Origin of the sequence: Arenimonas maotaiensis (assembly GCF_014638745.1) — a bacterium.
GTDB classification, from domain to species: domain Bacteria; phylum Pseudomonadota; class Gammaproteobacteria; order Xanthomonadales; family Xanthomonadaceae; genus Arenimonas; species Arenimonas maotaiensis.
The window spans coordinates 592,940-615,314 of record NZ_BMFO01000002.1 but is presented as its reverse complement, the minus strand read 5'-3'; the positions used below and the strand labels follow the sequence as shown (position 1 = coordinate 615,314).

Sequence of the window (22,375 nt, the reverse complement as noted above, 5' to 3'; positions counted from 1 at the left end):
GCAAAGCGCCGGTGCCCGGGCGGCGTCACTCGTGCGCGGTCCGCTCCAGCAGAACCCGCTTGGCGGCGATGTCCTCCTCGGTATCGGCATGCACCTCGGCGATGGCGCGGATGGCGGACTCGACCGCGAAGAAGGCATCCAGCACGTCGGGGTCGAAGTGGCTGCCGCGGCCCTGGCGCATGATCGCCGCCGCCTGTTCGTGCGGCATCGGCTCCTTGTACACGCGCCGGCTGATCAGCGCGTCGTACACGTCGGCGACCGCCATCAAGCGGGCCGAGAGCGGGATCGCCTCGCCTTTCAGGCCCTGCGGATAACCGCTGCCGTCCCATTTCTCCTGGTGCGACAGCGCGATTTCCTTGGCATGCCGCAGGAAGCCGACATCGACGCCCAACTCCTGCTCGGTATGCACGATGGCCTCGTAACCGAGCGTGGTGTGGGTCTTCATCACCTCGAATTCCTCCGGCGTGAGCTTGCCAGGCTTCAGCAGGATCCGGTCCGGCACGCCGATCTTGCCGATGTCGTGCAAGGGCGCCGATTTGACCATGCTCTCGATCTCGGCCGGCGCCAGCGCCGCGGCGAAGCGCGGATGCCCGCTGAGCTGCTCGGCCAAGGCCTTCACATACAGCTGCGTGCGCCGGATGTGCTTGCCGGTCTCCTGGTCGCGGGTCTCGGCCAGCGAGGTCACCACTTGGATGGTGACGTCCTGCACCGCCTTGATCTCGCGTGTGCGCGTGCGCACCTCGGCTTCCAGGAAGGCGTTCTGGTCACGCAGGAAATCCGAGGCCTTCTTCAGCGTCAGATGGTTCTGGACCCGCATCAGGAAGATCGGCGCGCTGATCGGCTTGGTGATGTAATCGACCGCGCCGAGCTCCAGTCCGTGTTTTTCGTCTTCGGTCTCGGCCTTGGCGGTCAGGAAAATGACCGGGATGTGCGCGGTCTCCGGATCGGCCTTCAGCCGTTCGCAGACGGTGTAGCCGTCCAGGTCCGGCATCATGATGTCGAGCAGGATCAGGTCCGGCCGGGCGGTCTTGGCCAAAGACAGGCCGCGCACGCCGCCGTTGGCGACCTTGACCCGGTAGCGGTCCTTCAGCAAAGTGCTCATCAGCATCAGGTTCTCGGGCGCGTCGTCGACCACCAGGATCGAGGGGTGTTCCGTCGCTCTGTCTTCCACGCTCAATGCTCCCGGTGATGGCTCAAGGCCTGCCTGATTTCGGTCAAGGCCAATTCGAAATCGAAGGACTCGATGGCCTCGCGGATGGCTTCGAAGGCCTCCGGCCAGGCGCTTTTGAAGCCGTCCGCGTGGGCATGGAAGAAGTCCAGGCTGGCGGCATCGGCGTCGGACAGCATTTCAGCCAAGCGGTTCATCCGTTTGGGCAGCTCGCCGGCGTCTTGGACCGGCGCCGGATGCCGTGCAGCTTCGGGCTCGGCCGCCTGCAGCACCGGCCCGATGGCGGCCACTACCGCAGCCAGATCAGCCGCCAAATCGGCCAGCCTGGCGCCGAAATCGCCGCCGGTGTCGCCGTTGCGGATGCGGGCGTCGATCGAAGCGCAGGCCTTCTGCAGTGAGGTCGCGCCGATGTTACCGCTGAGACCTTTCAGCGTATGCGCGATGCGTTGCGCGGCGACGGCATCGCCGGCGTCCAAGGCCTCGCGGATCTTGGCCGGGGCATCGGCCTGGCGTTCGCGGAATTGCGCGAGGATCTTGTGGTACAGCGCGGCCTTGCCGCCCATCAGCGCCAGTCCACGCGCCACATCCAAGCCCGTCGGCGTCATCGTCGGCGGATTGGACGCTTCGGCGGGCACGGCGGCGGCGACCGGAGCGCTGACTGGATGTTGGTACGACGCCGGCGACAGCCACCGGCCGAGGATGCGCCACATCAAGTCGGGATCGATGGGCTTGGACATATAGTCGTTCATGCCGGCGTCCAAGCAGGCCTCACGATCGCTCGACATGGCGTTGGCGGTCATCGCCACAATCGGAAGATCGGCTAAAGCCGGATTTTTACGGATTTCCCGGGTGGCGGTGAGGCCTTCCATCACCGGCATCTGCATGTCCATCAGCACCAGGTCATAGCGGAATTGACGCAGCTTCTCCAGGGCCACCGCGCCGTTTTCGGCGATGTCGACCGTCACGCCCTGATCTTCGAGCAGGTCGCGGGCGATTTCCTGGTTGATGTCGTTGTCCTCGACCAGCAGCACGATCTTGCCGCGCAGCGCCTCCGAAACCGGCGGCGGCGCGGGTTCCGCCGCCATCGCATTGTCGGGTTGGGAACCACGGCCGAACAGGCGGGCGATGGCGTCAAACAGGGTCGAGGCGCTGACCGGCTTGATCAGCACCTCGTCGATGCCGCATTCCGCGCTGGCGTCCAGCACCTCCTGGCGGTCGAAGGCGGTGACGATGGCGATCTTCGGCGTCCGCGGCAAGTCCAGCGCCCGTATCCGGCGCGCGGCCTCGATGCCGTCGATGACCGGCATCTGCCAATCGGTCAACACCACGTCATACGGCTCGCCGCGGCCGGCGGCGGCCACGGCATCGATGGCGGCTTGCCCGGAATCGGCCTGATCGACCTTGAACGACATCGACAGCAGCAGGTCGCTCAGCACGGTACGGGCGTATTCGTTGTCATCCACCACCAGGATCCGGCGGCCGCGCAGATCAGGCTCCGGCAGCAACATGCGCCGGCGCTTGCTCGACCTGCCGAGCTTGAGCGTGAACCAGAACCGGGAGCCCTTTCCGAGCTCGGATTCCACGCCGACCTTGCCGCCCATCAGCTCGGTCAGCTGCTTGCTGATGGCAAGCCCCAGTCCGGTGCCGCCGAAGCGGCGGGTGGTCGAGCTGTCGGCCTGCTGGAACGACTGGAACAGGCGTTCGATCTGCTCCGGACCCAGTCCGATACCGGTGTCGGTGACCATGAACTTCAGCTCGACCGCGTCGCCGGCATCCGCCAGCTTGCGGACGATGACGCCGATCTCACCGGTTTCGGTGAACTTGACCGCATTGCTGAGCAGGTTGATCAGGATCTGTCCGATGCGCAGCGGATCGCCGATCAGGTTGACCGGCACCGAGGCCTCGACGTCGAACACCAGCTCCAGCCCCTTGTCCTTGGCTTTTTGGCGCACCAGGCCGGACACGTCGCTGAGCACGGCGTCGAGCTCGAAATCGATATGCTCCAAGGTCAGCCGGCCGGCCTCGATCTTGGAAAAATCGAGGATGTCGTTGATCAGCCCGAGCAGGTGGCGGCCGGAAGCCTGGATCTTGTGGATGTAATCGCGCTGGCGCTCGTCCAGGCCGGTCTTCAGCACCAGATGGGTCAGACCGGTGATGGCGTGCATCGGCGTGCGGATCTCGTGGCTCATGTTGGCCAGGAAATCGGACTTCACCCGCGCCGCCTCCAGCGCCGCATCCTTGGCGGACTTCAACAAACGCTCCGCCTCCTTGGCCACGGTCAGGTCGCGGTAGATGGCCAGGTAACCGAGCAGGTGGCCGCCGGTGTCGCGCAGCGCGGTCATGGTGCGCAGGGTCGGGATCTTGCGTCCATCCTTGGCGACGTAGGTCCACTCACGGATATCGACGACATCATCGCCGGCCATGTGCACCAAGGCCTTGAATCCGGGCTGGCCGCTGGCCTCGGACTCGGCGACCAGCTCATCGATGTCGTGGAACGCTTCCGGCGTCATCCGGCCGACGACTTCCGCCGCCGAATAGCCCAGCATGCGTTCGGCGGCGGGATTGAACACCTGGATGGTACCCTCGAGATTGGTGGCGACGATCGGTTCGCCGGCGTTGGCGATGATCGAACGCGCCATGGCCGACTCACGCCACAGCTGCTCGCGCAGCTCGGTTTCGGTCTTGGCGCGTTGCTCCAACAGGGCGGCCTGTTCGCGCAGCTGCTGCTCGATCCGCAACCGGTCGCCGATGTCGCTGAACAGCATGACCCGGTTCACCAGACGGTCGCGCTCGTCGAAGATGTCGTTGGCATGCACCAGGCATAACACCTGGCTTCCGTCCGCGCGCGTGAAAGAGGTCTCGAATGCGGCATTCCCGGACGAGCGTCCGATTTCCGCCGTCGACATCAACTCCGCCAGCGGTACGCCCCGTAGGCCTTCCGGCCGGGAGAAAAGCTGCTTGGCCGCCTCGTTGCAGTCCTCGACCACACCGCGCGCGTTCAACAGCAGGAAGGCCTCGCTGGTCGCCGATAGAATCGAGCGGATGCGCTCCTGTGTGGCCAGCAGGCGCTGGCCGAGGAACCCGAACAGCATGCCGATCAGGATCAAGGCGGCGGTGACGATGCTGATGACCAGGGACAGGTGGTAGGCGTCGGCATAGTCGCGCAGCGCACCGCGCGGCATCCCGGCATCGATGAACGCGGCGGCCTCCATCGCGATGTAATGCATCGCCGAGATCGCCCCGCCCAGGATGATGCCGGCGACTAATGACGACAACCAGTTGGACCGGCCGCCGTTGCGGCGGATGATCCAGGCCCGGGCGAACACCGACACCGCCGCCAGCACGAAAGCGGCCAGCAGGGACAGCAGGAACAGCCGGAGGTCGTAGCGGATGATGCCGTCGATGCGCATGGCCGCCATGCCGGTATAGTGCATGCCACCGACGCCGAGCGCGATGACCAGCGATCCCAGCAGCAGCCGGGGCAGGCCGGCGTCCCTGCGTGCTCCGATGCTGAGCGCCACGCCGGCGGCAAGCACGCCGGGCAGCATGGAAAAAGCGGTCAACCAGGGGTCATAGCTGGTGCCGCATTCGAGCCGGTAGGCCATCATGCCGATGAAATGCATGGACCAGATGCCGACGCCGAGCACGATGGCGGCGAACGGCAACCAAATCCGGCGGTGACCGCGGAGCGCGAAGCGGCCGGCCATCTCGAACGAGAAAAAAGAAGCCGAAACCGCGATCAGTACCGAGAGGATGACGTAACCGGGCTCGTATTGGCCGTCGAAAACCGGCAGGCCGCGCGTGCCATCGTTCAGGAAATAGTTCTGGAACCACTGCATAGCCGACCCCTTTCGGTTTTGCGACGCGCTTAACGATTCCCCCTGAATCCAACTATACAGCAAGCGGCATGACCAATGGCACGCGAGCCGGCCGCGGGCACCCCGCAAAATACCGGCACTGGTCCCGACGAGCCTCCCGCATGAAGCCATTGCCCCGCACCCTCGCCCTCGGCCTGCTGGCCTCCGGTCTGTCGACCGCGCTGTCCGCGCAGACCCTTCCCGCCACCGCGGTCCCGCGCGTGTACGGGCCGATGCAGGCCGACGGCGTGTTGGACGAGCCGTTCTGGCAGCAGGCCGCGGTCAGCGAGCTGCCCTTCGAGATCAACCCCGGCGAAAGCACGCCGGCGGGGGTCCGCACCACGGTCCTGATCGCCGATTCGGGCAAAAGCCTGCGCATCGCGTTCAAGGCGATGGACCCGGACGTGTCGAAGATCGTCGCGCCGCTGCGCGACCGCGACAGCGCCTACTCGGACGATTTCGTCGGCCTGCGCCTGGACAGCTTCGACACCCAGCAGCGCGCTTACCAGTTCTTCGTCAGCGCCCGCGGCGTGCAGATGGACCTGACCTATGACGAATCCAACAAGGACGAGGACGACTCCTGGGACGCGATCTGGGATTCCGGCGCCGTGATCGGCGGCGACGGCTACACGGTGGAAATGGAAATCCCCTACGCCAGCCTCAAGTTCAAGCACGGCACCGTCGACCAGCAATGGAGCGTGCAGTTCCTGCGCATCCGCCCGCGCGAACACCGCTACACCTATTCCAGCAACGCCGACGACCGCAACGAGAAATGCGACCTGTGCCAGCAGAACAAGCTGACCGGCTTCGCGCACGCCGATCCCGGCCGCGGCCTGCTGCTCAATCCGACCCTGACCGCCGGCTACGGCCAATTCCGCGACCAGCCGGGCCAGCCGTTCGCCAGCAACGGCACCGACGTCGATTTCGGGCTCGACCTGAGCTGGGCGCCCTCGCCCAGCAACAACCTGAGCCTGACCTACAACCCGGATTTCTCGCAGATCGAGATCGACGGCGCGCAACTGGCGGTGAACACCAGCTTCGCGCTGTTCTATCCGGAGAAACGCCCGTTCTTCCTGGAAAGCGCGGATTTCTTCAACGGCCCGACCCAGCTGGTCTATACCCGCAACATCGCCGATCCGGACTACGGCGTGCGCGCCACCGGACGCCAGGGCGACCACACCTACGGCCTGTTCGGCGCCGACGACGTGATCACCAACGTGCTGCGGCCGGGACCGTACGGCTCGCGCTTCGGCACCATCGCCGGCGGCTCCACCGATTGGGTCGGCACCTACCGCTACAGCCTGGACAGCACGTCGTCCGTGGGCGGACTGGTGACGCAGCGCAGCGGCGACGGCTACCACAATACCCTGGTCGACCTGGACGGCCGCTGGCAGCACGGCGCGCACACGGTGCTGGCCCAGCTGATGCATTCGGATACCGAGGACGCCCTGGGCTACTCGGCCACGCCGTTCACCGGCAACGCGTTCCTGCTGAACTACGAGTACCAGGACCGCCAGAAGTCGTTCAACATCGGCAAGCGCCGCCATGACCCGGGCTTCCGCGCCGACATGGGCTTCGTCGGCCAGGTCGATTACGAACGCTGGGTGGTCGGCGGCAGCTACCGCTGGTATCCGCAGGACAGCTTCTTCAGCCAGATCCGCGTCAACGGCGACTGGGACATCACGCACCAGATCAGCGTCGAACGCCTGATGGAGCGCGAGATCGAGGCCTACCTCAGCGCCAAGGGCCGCATGCAGAGCTATCTGGAGCTCGGCGGCCTGACCCGCCGCCGGTTCTGGAACGGAACCTACTACGACGAGAACTACGTCAGCTTCTACGGCGAAGCCACGCCGCACAAGGCCTGGCAATACTCGCTGTACCTGCGTGGCGGCGACCAGATCGATTTCCGCAACGACGCGCTGGGACGCATCTTCGCGCTGGAGGCGGGCGTGACCGGCACCTTCGCCGAACGCGGCAGCCTGAAGCTGGGCTACATCGACGAGGCGCTGCGCCGCGACGGCGGCACGGTGTACCATGCCCGACTGCTCGACACCCGGCTGTCCTGGCAGTTCAACCTACGCCAGCGCCTGCGTCTGGCGGTGCAGACCGGCCGCACCGACTTCGACACGCTGCTGAACCCGGGCATGTCCGACAGCGAGCTGTCGGACATCGGCACGCAGCTGGTGTACTCGTACAAGATCGATCCGCGCACGGTGTTCTACGCCGGTTACAGCGACAGCTATGTGGGCAGCGACAGCGTGGACAGCTTCCAGACCGGGCGTTCGCTGTTCCTCAAGCTCGCCTACGCCTGGCAGCCCTGACCGCGGCGCACGGCGCCGCGTTCAGCCGCTGTCATGCCATAGTCATGCCGGTTCGGCGATAATGAAACCGCAACCCGCCATCACGAGTACCGCCATGAACCTGCTCCGCCCCGCCCTCGCCGCCGCCCTGCTGGGCCTGGCCTCCCCGCAACTGCTGGCCTGGGGCCAGACCGGCCACCGCGCCGTGGCGCTGGTCGCCGAGCGTCACATGTCGCCCGAAGCGGTACGCAAGGCCGAAGCCCTGCTCGACGGCCACAGCCTGTCGCAGGCCTCGACCTGGGCCGACGAGATCCGCTCCGAGCCCAAGACCTACGGCTACTCGTTCCCCTGGCACTACACCACCTGGAGCGACGGGGACGAAGCCTTCCACGCCGGCCACGAGAACAAGGACAGCGGTTTCCTGCTCAGCCAGGTCGAACGCCAGTTCGCCATCCTGAAGGACGCCAAAGCCGCCAAAGCCGAGAAGGCGCAGGCGTTGAAGTTCGCGGTGCATCTGATCGGCGATCTGCACCAGCCGATGCACGTCGGCGGCGGCGGCGACCAAGGCGGCAATTTCTGCAAGGTCACCTGGCACGGAAAAGCCACCAACCTGCACTCGGTCTGGGACGGCGACATCATCGGCCAGACCGAACTGAGCTATACCGAACTGGCCGACTTCGCCAGCGAAGGCCGGAGCCGGGAACAGACCAAGGCTTGGCAGGCCGGCACGCCGCGCGACTGGGCCGCGGAATCGCGCAAACTGCGCGCCGAAGCCTATCCGCCGGAAGTGGTGGCGCCGACCGCGCCGGTCAGCCGGCTGACCTACTGCGAACGCAACGTGGCGCCCGAGGCGATGCCGAAACTGGGCTACGAATACAGCTACCGCTTCCTGCCGGTGGTGTACGACCGCATCTACCTCGGCGGCGTGCGTCTGGCCCGCCTGCTGGAACAGGCGCTGTAAGCCGGACCGATCCGCTTACAGCGTGTCGGCGAACAACGCCAAGGTACGCGACCAGGCGAGTTCGGCCGAGGCCTTGTCGTAACGGCCGGCATTGGTGTCGTTGTGGAAGGCGTGCTGCTTGCCTTCGTACAGATAGCTCTGGTACCGCACGCCGGCCGCCTTCATCGCGTTCTCGAACGCGTCGCGGCCGGCATTGATGCGCTCGTCGACGCCGGCGTAATGCAGTTGCATGCGGGCCTTGATCTGCGGCACCAGCAGCAGCTCGGGCGCCATGCCGTAGAAGCAGACCGCGGCATCCAGATCCGGCGAGAACACCGCCAGCTGGTTCACCATCGCCCCGCCCCAGCAGAAACCGACGGCGCCCAGCCGGCCATTGCTGCCGGATAGCGATTTGAGGAACGCCAACGCGGCCAAGCCGTTCTCGGCGGCATCGGCGCGGTCGAGCTTGGCGAACAGGGCGCGCGCCGCGTCTTCATCGGCCGGCGTGCCGCCGAGCGGACTCAGGAAATCCAGCGCCAAGGCGTTGTAGCCGGCCAGCGCGACCCGGCGCGCGACGTCGCGGATGTGCGGATTCAGGCCGCGGTTCTCGTGGATGACCAGCACCGAGCCGCGCCGGCCGCCGGCTTTCGGCCGGCTGAGGTAGGCTTTCAACGCGCCGTTGGGGCCGTCGAACGTCACGTCCTCGGACACCAGGCGGCTGTCGTCGGACGCCACCAGCGCGGCCTGCGCGTAATTGTTCTCCAGTACCGGCAGCAGCGCGTAAGCCGCGGCGGTGCCGCCGGCGAGCGTGCTCAGCCGTTTCAGGAAATCGCGCCGGTCCAGCGGCGCGTGGGTGTACTCGTCGTACAGGTCGATGATCGGCTGCGGCAGCGCCGGCGTGTCGTGGCTCATGACTGCTCCCCTCGTGTCAACCGCTCCAGTATGGCGGAATCGATCGAGCGGATGTGAAGGTCGCGTTGCGGGAACGGGATTTCGATACCGGCCTCGCGCAGCGCGTCGTGGATGGCGACCGCCATCGCGCTGCGCACGAACACGGCGTCGTCGTAGTTGTCGGTCCAGGCGCGCACGCTGAACTCCAGCGCGCTCTGGCCGAAGCCGCTGAACACCACGGTCGGCGCCGGATTGCGGGTGATGCCCGGCGTCCGCGCGGCGACGGCTTCGAGGATCTCCAACACGGTCTTCGGATCGCTGCCGTAGGCCGCGCCGACCGGGATGTCGATGCGGCGCTTGTCGCTGCTGAGCGTCCAGTTGACCATCTTCTCCGACAGCAGCATGCCGTTCGGCACGATCACGTCGGCGCCCTCGAAGGTGGTCAAGGTGGTGGCGCGCATGCCGATCTCGCGCACCTTGCCGATGGTGCCGGACACTTCCGCGATGTCGCCCGGCTGCACCGGACGCTCGACCATCAGGATCAGGCCGGATACGAAGTTCTTGACCACGTCCTGCAGACCCAGGCCGATGCCGACGCTGAGCGCGCCGAGCACGATGGCCAGCTGCGAGATGTGGAAACCGGCCGCCGCCAGGGCCAGCAGCAGGCCGAGGATCAGCAGCGCGTAATACGACAGCGAGGACACGCTGTTGGCCACGCCGCGCGGCAACGCCATGTTCGGCAGGATGTCCTCGGACAGCACCCCGCGCAGGGTGCGCGCCAGCCAGAACGACAGATAGACCGAAACCCCGAACAGCACGATGCCGCCGAGAGTGACCGACAGGCTGCCGTAGCCGACGGCGAACGCCGAGAGGGTCTTGACCCATTCCAGCAACGGCCGCAACAGGCGGAAGCCGTCCAGCGTGCCGAACAGCCAGGACAGCACCAGCGCCAGATTGAACAGCTGCGACACCACCGGCACCAGGCCGCCGGCATGCTGGGTGTGCGATTTCAGACGCTCCATGGCCGAACGCAGCAGCAGGCGGGTGAACGCCCGCACCACGGTACCGACCGCGAACAGGAACAAGCCGAGGTAGGCGCTGTTCAATGTAGCGTCGGTCAGCATCGCCGCCAAGGTGACGTTGCCGGCCAGGTTGGCGGCGATGGCGAGCGCCATCACGCCGACGCCGAGCGCGGCCATCGCGCGCATGCCCTGCAGCAGGCGCGAAGGCTGTGTCCGCAGGCGCTGCACGGTGCGGTACAGCAACCAGGCCAGGGCGCCCAGCATCAGGGCGTCGTTCACCAGCAGCACCAGGCGGAAGGTCAGCGGTTGGTTGGAAACGGCCTGTCCGAACAGGTTGACGAGGAAGAACACCGCGGTCAGGTACATCCAGTGCCCGACATGATCGAGCAGGCGTTTGGGCTGCAGGCGCATCACCGGCAGCCAGGCCACGATCAACAGCAGCTGCAGACGCAACGCCGGACCGTCGATCTGCAGCAACAACAAGCCCAGGATGCTGAGCAGCAACCAGGCCGACACCGGCCGGGTCAGGGTCTTGCGGTAATCCGCCAGCGGCGAGCTTTCGGCCAGAACCCGCTTAGCCTGGCGCGACAGCCACAGGAACAGCGGCAGTAGCAGCAGGCACAACGCCAGGAAAGCGTTGGTGCGGCCGCGCGTGACCCGGTCGTATTCCTGCATGAACGCCAGCTCGGCCTTCAGGCCGTTGCCGAGCGCGTCACCGGCGGCCGCGCCCGCGGACGGCTCGGCCAATGCCGCATGCAGCGGCTCGGCGTCGAATTGCCAGAGGCCGCGGTCGATGCTGGCGATGCGCCCGCGCACGTCGCGCAGGCCGCGCGCTACCCGATTCTGCAGCACGCCGGCCTCGTAGCCGGCATCCAGCAGCTGCGACAGCGGTGCCGAGACCGCGCGTTCACCCTGCCCGAACTGCGTCAGCAGGTCGTCGATGCGCCGTTGCATGGCCGGCACCAACAGCTCGCCGGAGCCGCCGCGGGTTCGCAGCCAGACCTCGCGCATCTGCGCCAGCTGCGCGGCGTCTTCCGACAGCGGCTTGGCCGCCGCCTGCAGGTCATCCTGCCAGGCCGCCAGCTCGCGGTCGAGGAACAGCAGATGGCGCTCCAACGCGACCAGGCCCGAAATCGGCAAGGCGCGCAGATTGCCCGGCGAGGTCTTGCGGATCAACGTATCGGCATTGCGCCGGATGGTGGCCAGCTCGTCCCGACGCGCGGCCTGGGTGCCGACCGCGGCGCTGCGTTCGATGATGTCCTGTAGCAGGCGCTGGTCGCGCTCGATGCGCTGCGGGATCGCGGCGATGGCGATGGTTTCGGGCGCGGCCGACGCCGGCTCGGCGGCCGGCGCGGCTTTCGGCGTCAGTCCGGGAATCTGCGCGGCGGCGAACACCGGCCACAGCAACAGCGGCAACACGGTTCGGCGCAGGGCGGATACGGGCATGTCGGCGCTCCGGCTCAGGGTTGCAGAGGCTTGCGCGGCATCGGTTCGTCGCGCATCGCGGCCAGATAGGCCAGGCTCGCCACCACCACCGCGGACTGGCGCAGGTCTTCGGCTTGGATGTGGTCAAGGCCGTCCAGATGCGTGTGGTGCACGTGCGTGAAGTAGTCGAGGTTGTCCTGCACGAACTGGAAACCGGGAATGCCGACGCGGTCGAACGAGACGTGGTCGGTGCTGCCGGTGTTGCGGCTGGTGACCGTGGTCACGCCGATGTCGGCCAGCGGCGCGATCCACTGCCGGAACACCTCGGCCGCGGCCAGGTTCTCCTGCGCGTAGATGCCGCGGATGCGGCCGCCGCCGTTGTCGTAGTTGAAATACGCCGACACCTTGCCATGCGCCGGCTTCAGCACCGGCGGCAACGGATTTTCCTGCAGCGAGCGCGGCAGGTCCTTCAGCTTGGGATCGGCCGGCACCGGCAGTTCGGCGAAATGCGTGCCCACGTACGCGGCCGAGCCGAGCAGGCCCTGCTCCTCGGCGCTCCACAGCGCGATGCGGATGGTGCGCTTGGGCTTCAGACCGGTCGCCTTCAGGATGCGCATCGCCTCCATCATCACCGCCACGCCGGCGGCGTTGTCGGCCGCGCCGGTGCCGCCGTGCCAGGAATCCAGGTGCGCGCCGATCATCACCACTTCGTCCTTCTTGCCGTGGCCCGGCAGTTCGGCCACGGTATTGTGCGCCACGCGGTCGTCGTCGCTGGTGTAGCGCGCCTTGATGTCGAGCGTCAGCTTGACCGCCTCGCCCTTCTCCAGCAGGCGCAGCACCTGGTTGTAATGCTCGGTGATCATGGTCAGCGCCGGCACGCCGACCGGCTCGCCGGCTTTGCGCGAACCGCCGCCGGTGACGCGGATGATGCCGTTGTCCCACGAGCTCAGGCTGACCGTGGCCAGCACGCCCTCTTCGGCCAGGAAGCGGTTGCTGTATTGGGTCAGTTCGCGCTGGCGCAGGAAGTCCTCGGCGTCGCTCTTGCGCTTGGCGGCGTCGGCCGGCTTGGGAATGGCGAAGGACTGCAGTTCCTTGAGCTTGTCTTCGTCATAGCGCACGAAGTCCGGCTTGTCGCTCGGCTTGATCTCGCGCGCGTCGCTGATGAACAGGATCTTGCCCTTGAGCTTGCCTTTGTATTTGTCCAGATCGGCCTGGGTCTTGGCCACCAGCAGCATCGCCTCGCCGGTCACCGCCCCCTCGGTGCCCGGGGTCCAGGCCTTGGGCAGCGCGCTCAAGGTGAATTGCCGCGGCGCGGTCATGTGCACCGAGGCCGATTGGTATTCCCAGCCGCGGCCGAACGGGCCGAACGCCTCCAGACGGGCGTTGCTCAGGCCCCACTCGGCCAATTGCTTGCGGGTCCATTCGTTGGCGGCGTCCATCTGCGGCGAATTGGTCAGGCGCGGACCGATGCGCTCGGTCAGCGTGGTCACCGTATCCATCACTTTGGAATTGGTGAAACCCTCCTGGCGGATGCGGCCCAAGGCGGCGTAATCGATGTATTCGGCGGCGGACGCCACGCCGGCCAAGCCGAGCAGCAGAAAAGCGGTCAGGGAACGGGTCATGACGATCGGAACTCTCTCTTCGGGGTTTTCGGGAAGGGTCTGCGCCCTCGCCCGATTATAGCCCGAGCCCGGCCGCGCTCAGCCGTCCGGTTTCAGCAAAGCCGGGAAGAACTGCCGCAGCTTCGCGGCTTTCGGCGCCGAAACCGCGCGGATGTAGGGCTGCTGCGGATTGCGCGCGGCGTAATCGCGATGATAGGCCTCGGCCGGATGGAACGCATGGCCGGACTCGATGGTGGTGGCGATCGGCGCCAGGAACACCCCCGCTTCGGACAGCTGGCGGATGTAGGCTTCGGCGCAGGCCTGCTGCGCCGCGTCCTGCGGGAAGATGGCCGAGCGGTACTGGCTGCCGATGTCGTTGCCTTGGCGGTTGTGTTGTGTGGCGTCATGCGCCACCGCGAAGAACACCCGCAGCAAGGTACCGAACCCGATGCGCGCCGGATCGTAGCCGATGCGGATGGCCTCGGCATGCCCGGTGACGCCGCTGCAGACCGCCTCGTAGTTGGCGCGCAGGGCGTGGCCGCCGGCATAACCCGGCTCGACCGAGCGCACGCCATCGAGCTGGGCGAACACCGCCTCGGTGCACCAGAAGCAACCGCCGGCCAGCACGGCCACGCCGCTGTCGGGTTCGGCCGGCAACGCCGGCGCTGGAAGACGATCCGGCGGAATGCAAAGATTCAGGCCGGGGATGGCGCATTGGTTCATGGATTGGGTTCCACTAGGTTCACGCCATTTTGCCGGCTTTCGGTTATGGTGGCGTGAATACAGGAGAACGCGCATGTCCGACGCACTGGGCCCCGCCATTCCCGCTTCACAGATCACCCCCGAAGCCGTCTACCGCAGCCGGCGCGAACTGATCGGCGCCGGTTTGGCCAGTCCCTTACTGGCCTTGGCCGGCTGTACCGAGGCCAAGGCGCCCGCGGCGCCGAGCCTGCCGAAGGACAGCCCGGACGGCTTCCGCACCGCGGATGTGCAGACCCGCTTCGCGGATGCGTCCTCGTACAACAACTTCTACGAATTCGGCACCGGCAAGGCCGATCCGGCCAAGACCGCGCATACGCTGCGCACCAAACCTTGGGTGGTGGTGATCGGCGGCGAGGCCGAAATCACCGGCGGCTTCCACCTGGAAAACCTGCTCAAGGAGCAGACCATCGAAGACCGCATCTACCGGCTGCGCTGCGTCGAAGGCTGGTCGATGGTCATCCCCTGGCAGGGCATTCCGCTGGCGGCCCTGCTGAAGCGCTTCAAGCCGACCTCGAAGGCCAAGTACGTGGCGTTCACCACACTGGCGGACTACGAACAGATGCCGGGCATGGCCTACAACAGCATCGACTGGCCCTATCGCGAGGGCCTGCGCATCGACGAGGCCATGCATCCGCTGAGTCTGTTGGCCACCGGCATGTACGGCAGGCCGCTGCCGAACCAGAACGGTGCGCCGCTGCGGCTGGTGGTGCCCTGGAAATACGGCTTCAAGAGCATCAAGTCGATCGTGCGCATCGACTTCACCGAGAAGATGCCGCAGACCAGCTGGAACCGGCTGCAGCCCGAGGAGTACGGCTTCTTCGCCAACGTCAATCCGGCCGTGGACCACCCGCGCTGGAGCCAGGCCACCGAGCGCCGCATCGCCGGCACCGAAAGCAAGCTGTTCGCCAAGCGCATTCCGACCCTGCCGTTCAATGGCTACGGCAAGCAGGTGGCGCATCTGTACAAGGGCATGGATCTGCGCCGGTGGTATTGAGCCGGATCGACTGGCGATGGTTCGGGCTGAAGGCGTTGGCGCACGCCATGGCGCTGACGCCGGCGGCGCTACTGTTCTGGCGCGCCTGGCATGACGGCCTCGGCGCCGATCCGGTGGCGGCGCTGACCCACGGTACCGGTGATTGGGCCCTGCGTCTTTTGTTGCTCGGGCTGGCCATGACCCCGCTACGGCAAATCGGGGGGCGGAGCTGGCCGATCCGCTTCCGCCGCCTGATCGGCCTGTACGCATTCTTCTACGCCAGCCTGCATCTGGCGGTGTATCTGTTGCTCGACCTCGGCAGCTACTGGTCCCAGATCGGCGCCGACATCCTGAAACGCCCGTTCATCACCGTCGGCTTCGCGGCCTGGCTGCTGCTGTTGCCGCTGGCGTTGACCTCGACCCAGGCCATGATGCGGCGGCTGAAGAAGAACTGGCAACGCCTGCATCGGCTGGTATACGCCATCGCCGTGCTGGCGGTGCTGCATTTCTGGTGGCTGGTGAAGTCGGATATCCGCGAACCGCTGCTGTATGCGGCGATACTGGCCGCCTTGCTGGGCTGGCGGGTATTCTATCGACGGCAAACCGCCGGCTCGGCGGTTGCAAAGACCGAACCATGAGCGACATCACCCTGTACCACAACCCGCGCTGCAGCAAATCGCGCGAGACCCTGGCGCTCATCCGCGCCGCCGGCATCGAGCCGCGCGTGATCGAATACCTGGACACGCCGCTTTCGTATGCGGAGCTGGAGAGCCTGCTCACGGCCCTCGCGCTGCCGGTGAACGCACTGATGCGCACCGGCGACGCCCTCTATGCCGAACTCGGACTGGATGCACCGGCCTGCACCGACGCCGAGCGGCTGGCGGCACTGGCCGCGCACCCGGCGCTGTTCAATCGGCCGGTCGTTGTCGGCCCCTGGGGCGCGCGCGTGTGCCGGCCGCCGGAGACGGTCTTGGAGATACTGCCGCCCGAAACCCGGCCCACCGCCCGGTAACCGATGGTAACAGCGTTGATTAGAAAGGAAAATCCGGCGGCCGGAAGGATTGGTCGCATTCACGGCCTTTGCTATCCTAGACGCACTCGAAAACCGAAGCCGGCCAAGCGCCCGGACAACCACATCATCAATACGGCATGCGTAGGGGGCGTGCCGGAAAAGGCGAACACATGATCAAGGCTCTCATCGAAATCTTCCGGAAATCCAGCCCGCTGGAACTGGCCAAGCAGGAACTCGAAGACGCGCAGCGCGACCTGCTGCACTCGCAGAGCAACCAGGAGTTCGCCCGCCGGATGACCGAATACAACCAGGACCGGATCCGCCGCCTGAGCAAGTACATCGCCGATGCCGGCAAAGCCGTCATGCAGGAACCGGCCGTAGAAAGCGCCGGCAAGCACCTCAAGGGCATCCGGGTAATCGGCAAACAAGTCAAGCCCGCCGACCTGTCCGCCATCAACTGAGGCCTTCCGCCTTAGTCAATAGCTCGGCAGCTCGTTCGGGCGCAGATCCCAGACCAGCACTTCGGCGTCCATGCCGTTGGCGAATTCCAGTTTCGCCTCATTTCGGATGCGCGCGCCGTCGCCGGCCGACAGCGTGCGGCCGTTGACCTCGAGCGTGCCGCGCGCGACGTGCACGTAGGCATAGCGCTGCGGCGCCAGCGTCAGTTCGGCCCGCTCGCCGCCGTCGAACAGGCCGGCGTACACGCGCACGTCCTGATAGACGTTGAGCGAACCGTCGGCCGAATCCGGCGAGATGATCAGGCGCAGCCGGCCGCGCTTTTCGGCGGCGTCGAAGTGCACCTGCTGGTAACGCGGCGCCACGCCGCGGCGGTCCGGCACGATCCAGATCTGCAGCAGATGCACCAACTCGGATGCGGAGTGGTTGAACTCGCTGTGCTGGATGCCGGTACCGGCGCTCATCATCTGCACATCGCCCGGACGGATGACCGAACCGGTGCCCATCGAGTCCTTGTGCTCCAGCGCGCCGGACAGGATGTAGGTGAAGATCTCCATGTCGCGGTGCGGATGGGTGCCGAAGCCCATGCCGGGCTGGACGATGTCGTCGTTGATCACCAACAGGTCGGAAAAGCCCTGCTGCTTCGGATCGCGGTATTGGCCGAAGGAAAAGGTGTGCTTGGTGTCCAGCCAACCGAAGTTGAAATGGCCGCGGTCTGCGGCGGCGCGGATGTCGATCATGGGATGCCCTTCCGGTGTCGTGTGGGCCCATCATCCGCCGAATCGGGAATCTGATAAAGTGGGCGAAGGCCAAATAATTGTTCCATATCCGCAACAATGCTCAACAACCTGAACGACATCGCCCTGTTCGTGGCCGTGGTCAAGGCCAAGAGCTTCCGCAAAGCCGCGGACGTGCTGGACATGCCGACCTCGACCCTGTCGCGGCGGGTCAGCCATCTGGAAAAAAGCATCGGCATCCGCCTGCTGCACCGCACCACGCGCCAGATCGAGCTGACCGAACTCGGCCGCACCTATTTCGAGCGCTGCCAGAGCATCATCGCCCAGGCCCAGAGCGCGCACGAAGAGCTCAGCCAGGCGGCCGAATCGCCGACCGGCCTGTTGCGGCTGTCGATGGTGGAGGAGTTCGCGACCGACTACCTGATTCCGCTGCTGCCCGAATTCCGCCGCCTGCATCCGGGCATCCGCTTCGAGCTGGACATCAATCCGCGCCGGGCCAACCTGATCGCCGATTCGGTCGACATCGCCTTCCGCATGGGCCAGATCACCGACTCCGGCCTGATCGCGCGCAAACTGGCCATGTTCAAGGTCGGCCTGTACGCGTCGCCCGGCTATCTCAAGCGCGCGCCGAAGCTGAAGACGCCGGCGGACCTGGAGCACCACGCCTGCCTGCAGCTGTCGGCATTGGATTTCCACCTGGCCAAGGGCAACCAACGCGTCAGCCACAAGATCCGCAACCCGGCCTACGCCGCCAACAGCATGGGCCTGCTGAAAAGCCTGGTGCTGCGCGACGCCGGCATCGCCGTGCTGTCCGAACCGATGGCGCGCGCGGCGGTGGCCGACGGCAGCCTGGTGCGCGTACTGCCGGACTGGTGCCCGCCGGAAGTGCCGGTGTACGCCCTGACCGAAACCCGCCTGCTGCCGGCCAAGATCCGCGTCTTCCTCGATTTCCTCAGCACCAAACTCAATCCCTGACCCGAGAGCCCGCCCCATGAAACCACTGCTTGCCGCCACCCTGTTGCTGACCGCCGTATCCGGCGCCCATGCCGCCACCGAATACACCGGCGACCGCATCGATGGCGTACCCGTCATCAACCGCCTGGATGTCGACGATCTCGAACCGGGCAAGATGCACCGCTTCTACCTGCAGGGCGCCGACAGCAGCATCGGCCAGCATTGGTACATCCCGGTGATGGTGGCCAAGGGCGCCAAGCCCGGCAAGGTGCTCGGCCTGCAGACCGGCGTGCACGGCGATGAGATCAACGGCACTCAGGTAGTGCACCGCCTGTTCGACCGCCTCGACCCGACCGCGCTCAGCGGCAGCGTGATCGCGGTGGTCGCCGCCAACAGCACCGGCATCCTGGCCAACAGCCGCTACTACCAGCTGCAGGGCGACAGCGGCGGCGGCGTCGACTTCAACCGCATCTGGCCGGGCAAGGAAAAAGGCAACGCCGCCGAGCAGCACGTCTGGCGCCTGTTCAACGGCGTCTGGAAGGGCAACAGCGACATCGTGGTCGACCTGCACACGCAGAGCACCGGCACCACCTATCCGCTGTACATCTACGCCGACTACCGCGTGGCCGGCGTCAAGGAGCTGGCGGAACTGGTGCCGGCCGACATGATCAAGGTCGACACTGGCGAACCGGCGGCGGCCGAACAGGCCTTCAACGACGTCGGCATGATCTCGATCACCCTGGAAGTGGGCGGCCCGAAGGTCTACCAGCCGGAACTGATCGCCCGCAGCCTGACCGGCATCGACAACATGCTGAAGCATTACGGCCTGCTGGCCGGCAAGCCCGGCCGCACCGCCAAGGAACAGAAGACCTTCGTCGGCAACCAGACCCTCAGCGTCAAGGCCCGCCAAGGCGGCTTCGCGGAAATCCTGGTCACGCTCGGCCAGGACGTCAAGGCCGGCCAGGAGCTGGCCGTGCAACGCAACGGCTTCGGCGACATCACGGCGCGCTACACCGCGCCGGAAGACGGCCGCGTCGCCTCCATCGCCACCGACCCGGTGCGCGAGCCGGGTAGCCTGCTGGTGCGCCTGATCCGCCACAACCCCGAAGCCTCCTGCCGCGAAGGCTGCTGAGGCACACGACGTGGCGTCCATCCTGTTCACCTGGGAGATCGGCGAAGGCTCCGGCCATATCGCGCCTTATCTGGCGGTGATCCGCGAGCTGGAGGCGCGCGGCCATCAGGTCAGCTTCGCCTGCAAGTACATCAGCCGCGCCTTCCCGCTGTTCGCCGGCACCCGGGTGCGCTATCTGCAGGCGCCGTACGTGCAGAGCGCGCCGGCCGAACAGGCCGCGCCGATCGACAGCTTCGCCAAGATCCTGAACAACTGCGGCTACAGCAACGTGCCGCAGTTGGCCGGCATGATCCGCGCCTGGCTCAACCTGTTCGAGCTGGTCAAGCCCGATCTGATCGTGGCCGACTATAGCCCGACCGCGGTGCTGGCCTCGCGCGAGTCCGGCATCCCGCGCCTGCAAATCGGCAACGGCTTCTTCCAGGTGCCGACCCAAGGCCGGATTCCGACCTTGGCCGAACTGCAGGGCATGCGACACGACGACCCGAACATCTTCGGCTTCCAGAACCGGATCCTCAGCCATATCAACGCCGCGCTGGAACTCAACGGCATGGCCAAGGTCGGCCTGTTCCAGGAAACCCAACAGGCCGAGCGCAAGCTGTTCACCACCTTCAAGGAACTCGACCACTACCCGGCGCGCGAGCCTGTGGAATACATCGGGCCGCTGAACGCGGTGCGCGGCGTCGAACCGGAGTGGCCGGATGGCGGCGGCGCCAAGGTGTTCGCCTACCTCAAGCCGTTCCCGACCCTGGGTCAGCTGTTCATGCAGCTCAACCAGAAGCAGCTGCGCACCCTGATCTATCCGGACGGCATTCCCGAAAAACTGATGCGCGAACATGCCTCGGCCACGCTGAAATTCGTCGATAAGCCGCTGGACATGCCGCGCATCGGCGAGACCGCGGACTTCGCCATCCACAACGGCAACCACGGCACCACCTGCGAGCTGATGCTGGCCGGCCTGCCGTCGCTGGTGCTGCCGCTGCACGCGGAACAAGCCATTATGGGCCGGCATCTGCAGCTGATGGGCGCCGGCCTCTCCTATGTGGAAAAGACCGCCGACCAGTTCCATCAAGGCTTGAGTGCCCTGTCGCGCGACGCCGGCTACCGGCAGGCGGCGGAGGCCTTCGCCGGCAAATACCGCGATTTCGACCGCCAGCAACCGGTGCGCACCGTGCTGGCCGCCATCGAAGAGCTGCTGGTCTAGCCGTCCAGTTCCGCCCAGCGCGCGTAGGCGGCGTCCAATTCGGCCTGGCACTGCGCCATGTCCTGGCCATGCGCGGCGATCGCCTCGGCCGCTTGCTGGTAAAAACCTGCATCCTGCATGCGTCCGGTCAATTCCGCCAGACGCGTTTCCAGCTGCTCGATTTTGGCCGGCAGCTGTTCCAGTTCGCGCGCGTCCTTGTAGCTGAGTTTCTTCTTGACCGGTGCGGCGGCGGCCGGCGACACCGATTCGGCCGGCTTGCGCGCGACCGATGCGGGTTGCGCAATGGCAGGCCGCGGCGCTGCGGCGCGGCTCTGGCGCATGGCATCGCTATAACCGCCGACATATTCGCCGATGCGTCCACCGCCTTCCATCACCAGACAGGAGGTGGCGACCGCGTCGATGAAGTCGCGGTCGTGGCTGACCAGTAGCAGCGTGCCCGGATAACCGTCGAGCAGCTCCTCCAGCAGTTCCAGGGTCTCCACGTCCAGGTCGTTGGTCGGCTCGTCCATCACCAGCAGATTGGACGGCTGCGCGAACAGCTTGGCCAGCAGCAGCCGGTTACGCTCGCCGCCGGACAGCCGGGTGATCGGCGCGCGCGCGCGTTCCGGGCTGAACAGGAAATCCTGCAGATAGCCGAGCACGTGCTTGCGCGAACCGTTGATGTCGATGAACTCCTGACCTTCGGACACGTTGTCGAGCGCGTTCCAGTCCTCGCGCAGGGTGTTGCGGTATTGGTCGAAATAGGCGATCTGCAGCTTGGTGCCCTGCTCGACCGAACCGGATTGCGGCGCCAGCTGGCCGAGCAGCAGCTTCAGCAGGGTCGATTTGCCGCTGCCGTTCGGACCGATCAGGGCGATGCGGTCGCCGCGCAGCACGCGCGTGGAGAAATCGCGCACCAGCAGGTCCGGGCCGAAGCCGAAGTTCAGGTCCTTGACGTCGAACACGCGCTTGCCTGAGCTCTCGGCCTGCGCCGCCTGCATCTTGACGTTGCCGACCGCCTCGCGGCGCTGCGCGCGTTCGCGCCGCATCGCCTCCAGCCGGCGCACGCGGCCTTCGTCGCGGGTGCGGCGGGCCTTGATGCCCTGCCGGATCCAGACTTCCTCCTGCGCCAGGAATTTGTCGAAGCGGGCCTTGTTGACCGCTTCGTCGTTCTGCCGTTCGGTCAGACGGCGTTGGTAGTTGGCCCAGTCGCCCGGCCAGGAAGTGACCTGGCCGCGGTCGATCTCGACGATGCGGGTGGCCAGGTTCTTCAAAAAGCGCCGGTCGTGGGTGATGAACACCAGGCAACCGTCCCATTGCAGCAGATTCTTTTCCAGCCAGTCGATGGCCTCGATGTCGAGGTGGTTGGTCGGCTCGTCGAGCAGCAGCACGTCCGGCTGCGCCACCAGGGCGCGCGCCAACAGCACACGCCGCTTCATGCCGCCGGACAGCCCGGCGAAATCGAGCTCCGGATCGAGCTGCATGCGCTCCAGCGTCTCGCCGACCTGCTGCTCCAAACTCCAGCCGCCGCCGGCCTCGATGCGCTCCTGCACCGCCGCCAGCGCATCGGCGTCGAATACGTCCTGGTGGCTGAGGTGGTGGTACAGCGCGATGTCGGCACCGAGATTGCCCAGGCCGGTGGCCACCACGTCGAACACGCTGCCGTGCAGGTCGGCCGGCACTTCCTGCTCCAGACGCGCGATCTTGGCGTTGCCGCGCAGGATCTCGCCGTCATCGGGCTGCAGGTCGCCGGCGATCAGCTTCAGCAGGGTCGATTTGCCGGCGCCGTTGCGGCCGATCAGGGCGATGCGCTCGCCTTTGTCGAGCCCGAGCTCGACCTGTTCGAGCAGAAGCGGGCCGCCGACGCTGAAATCGACGCGGTTGAGGCTGAGCAGGGGCATGGGCGGTCCGGAGCGGGAAAAGACCCCTATTGTACCCGTGGCGGCGGCCGCGCCGGGCCGGCGT

At 66.4% G+C, this 22,375-nt stretch carries 17 protein-coding genes; 9 read left to right on the top strand and 8 right to left on the bottom strand.

Annotated features, from left to right (window positions below; all coding sequences use genetic code 11):
• Positions 1 to 25: 25 nt before the first annotated feature.
• Positions 26 to 1,171, bottom strand: a complete 1,146-nt coding sequence (locus IEV56_RS07080; RefSeq protein ID WP_229730204.1) for a response regulator — start codon at positions 1,169 to 1,171, stop codon at positions 26 to 28.
• A 2-nt stretch (positions 1,172 to 1,173) separates the two neighbouring features.
• The gene (locus tag IEV56_RS07075; RefSeq protein WP_188449209.1) at positions 1,174 to 5,007 is read right to left on the bottom strand and encodes a response regulator; all 3,834 of its coding nucleotides are present in this window, start codon (positions 5,005 to 5,007) and stop codon (positions 1,174 to 1,176) included.
• 140 nt (positions 5,008 to 5,147) lie between these two features.
• Here IEV56_RS07075 and IEV56_RS07070 point away from each other — a divergent pair, with 140 nt between their 5' ends.
• Together IEV56_RS07070 and IEV56_RS07065 are read left to right on the top strand one after the other, a co-directional pair.
• Positions 5,148 to 7,346 (top strand): carbohydrate binding family 9 domain-containing protein, encoded by a 2,199-nt coding sequence (locus IEV56_RS07070; protein ID WP_188449207.1) that lies wholly within the window; start codon positions 5,148 to 5,150, stop codon positions 7,344 to 7,346.
• A 94-nt stretch (positions 7,347 to 7,440) separates the two neighbouring features.
• Positions 7,441 to 8,286, top strand: a complete 846-nt coding sequence (locus IEV56_RS07065; RefSeq protein ID WP_188449205.1) for a S1/P1 nuclease — start codon at positions 7,441 to 7,443, stop codon at positions 8,284 to 8,286.
• Positions 8,287 to 8,301: 15 nt separating this feature from the next.
• Here IEV56_RS07065 and IEV56_RS07060 read toward each other — a convergent pair whose 3' ends face one another.
• From IEV56_RS07060 to msrA, 4 genes are all read right to left on the bottom strand, one after another.
• Complete coding sequence (locus tag IEV56_RS07060; RefSeq protein ID WP_188449204.1) at positions 8,302 to 9,177, bottom strand: dienelactone hydrolase family protein; 876 nt, start codon at positions 9,175 to 9,177, stop codon at positions 8,302 to 8,304.
• Positions 9,174 to 11,624 (bottom strand): mechanosensitive ion channel family protein, encoded by a 2,451-nt coding sequence (locus IEV56_RS07055; RefSeq protein ID WP_188449201.1) that lies wholly within the window; start codon positions 11,622 to 11,624, stop codon positions 9,174 to 9,176. The genes IEV56_RS07060 and IEV56_RS07055 overlap by 4 nt, the downstream gene beginning before the upstream one ends.
• A 14-nt stretch (positions 11,625 to 11,638) precedes the next feature.
• Positions 11,639 to 13,225 (bottom strand): M20/M25/M40 family metallo-hydrolase, encoded by a 1,587-nt coding sequence (locus tag IEV56_RS07050; RefSeq protein ID WP_188449199.1) that lies wholly within the window; start codon positions 13,223 to 13,225, stop codon positions 11,639 to 11,641.
• 78 nt (positions 13,226 to 13,303) lie between these two features.
• Positions 13,304 to 13,927 (bottom strand): peptide-methionine (S)-S-oxide reductase MsrA, encoded by a 624-nt coding sequence (gene msrA, locus IEV56_RS07045; protein WP_188449197.1) that lies wholly within the window; start codon positions 13,925 to 13,927, stop codon positions 13,304 to 13,306.
• Between the two features lie 73 nt (positions 13,928 to 14,000).
• Between msrA and msrP the strand changes: the two genes are divergently transcribed.
• The 4 genes from msrP (at position 14,001) to IEV56_RS07025 (ending at position 16,412) form a co-directional block, all read left to right on the top strand.
• Positions 14,001 to 14,960: a protein-methionine-sulfoxide reductase catalytic subunit MsrP gene (gene msrP / locus IEV56_RS07040; RefSeq protein WP_188449196.1), complete on the top strand. Its 960-nt coding sequence runs from the start codon at positions 14,001 to 14,003 to the stop codon at positions 14,958 to 14,960.
• Positions 14,961 to 15,007: 47 nt separating this feature from the next.
• Entirely contained in the window at positions 15,008 to 15,577 is a 570-nt protein-coding gene (locus IEV56_RS07035; RefSeq protein ID WP_188449387.1) for a protein-methionine-sulfoxide reductase heme-binding subunit MsrQ, read from the top strand.
• Complete coding sequence (arsC, locus tag IEV56_RS07030) at positions 15,574 to 15,951, top strand: arsenate reductase (glutaredoxin) (RefSeq protein WP_188449194.1); 378 nt, start codon at positions 15,574 to 15,576, stop codon at positions 15,949 to 15,951. Before IEV56_RS07035 ends, arsC begins: the two co-directional genes overlap by 4 nt.
• Before the next feature lie 170 nt (positions 15,952 to 16,121).
• On the top strand, positions 16,122 to 16,412 hold the full coding sequence (locus IEV56_RS07025) for a hypothetical protein (protein ID WP_188449192.1): 291 nt from the start codon (positions 16,122 to 16,124) through the stop codon (positions 16,410 to 16,412).
• Positions 16,413 to 16,427: 15 nt separating this feature from the next.
• On the opposite strand, the gene IEV56_RS07020 is transcribed toward IEV56_RS07025, so the two are convergent.
• Complete coding sequence (locus tag IEV56_RS07020) at positions 16,428 to 17,147, bottom strand: pirin family protein (protein WP_188449190.1); 720 nt, start codon at positions 17,145 to 17,147, stop codon at positions 16,428 to 16,430.
• Between the two features lie 96 nt (positions 17,148 to 17,243).
• Here IEV56_RS07020 and IEV56_RS07015 point away from each other — a divergent pair, with 96 nt between their 5' ends.
• Genes IEV56_RS07015 through IEV56_RS07005 form a run of 3 tightly spaced genes read left to right on the top strand, consistent with a single transcriptional unit; the run spans position 17,244 to position 20,431 of the window.
• Complete coding sequence (locus IEV56_RS07015; protein ID WP_188449188.1) at positions 17,244 to 18,119, top strand: LysR family transcriptional regulator; 876 nt, start codon at positions 17,244 to 17,246, stop codon at positions 18,117 to 18,119.
• A 16-nt stretch (positions 18,120 to 18,135) separates the two neighbouring features.
• Positions 18,136 to 19,230: a succinylglutamate desuccinylase/aspartoacylase family protein gene (locus tag IEV56_RS07010; RefSeq protein ID WP_188449187.1), complete on the top strand. Its 1,095-nt coding sequence runs from the start codon at positions 18,136 to 18,138 to the stop codon at positions 19,228 to 19,230.
• A gap of 10 nt (positions 19,231 to 19,240) precedes the next feature.
• Positions 19,241 to 20,431, top strand: coding sequence for a glycosyltransferase (locus tag IEV56_RS07005; RefSeq protein WP_188449185.1), 1,191 nt, complete (start codon positions 19,241 to 19,243; stop codon positions 20,429 to 20,431).
• Here the strand turns inward: IEV56_RS07005 and IEV56_RS07000 are convergent.
• On the bottom strand, positions 20,428 to 22,311 hold the full coding sequence (locus tag IEV56_RS07000) for an ATP-binding cassette domain-containing protein (RefSeq protein WP_188449183.1): 1,884 nt from the start codon (positions 22,309 to 22,311) through the stop codon (positions 20,428 to 20,430). The two genes, IEV56_RS07005 and IEV56_RS07000, sit on opposite strands and share 4 nt — an antisense overlap.
• Between the last annotated feature and the right edge of the window lie 64 nt (positions 22,312 to 22,375).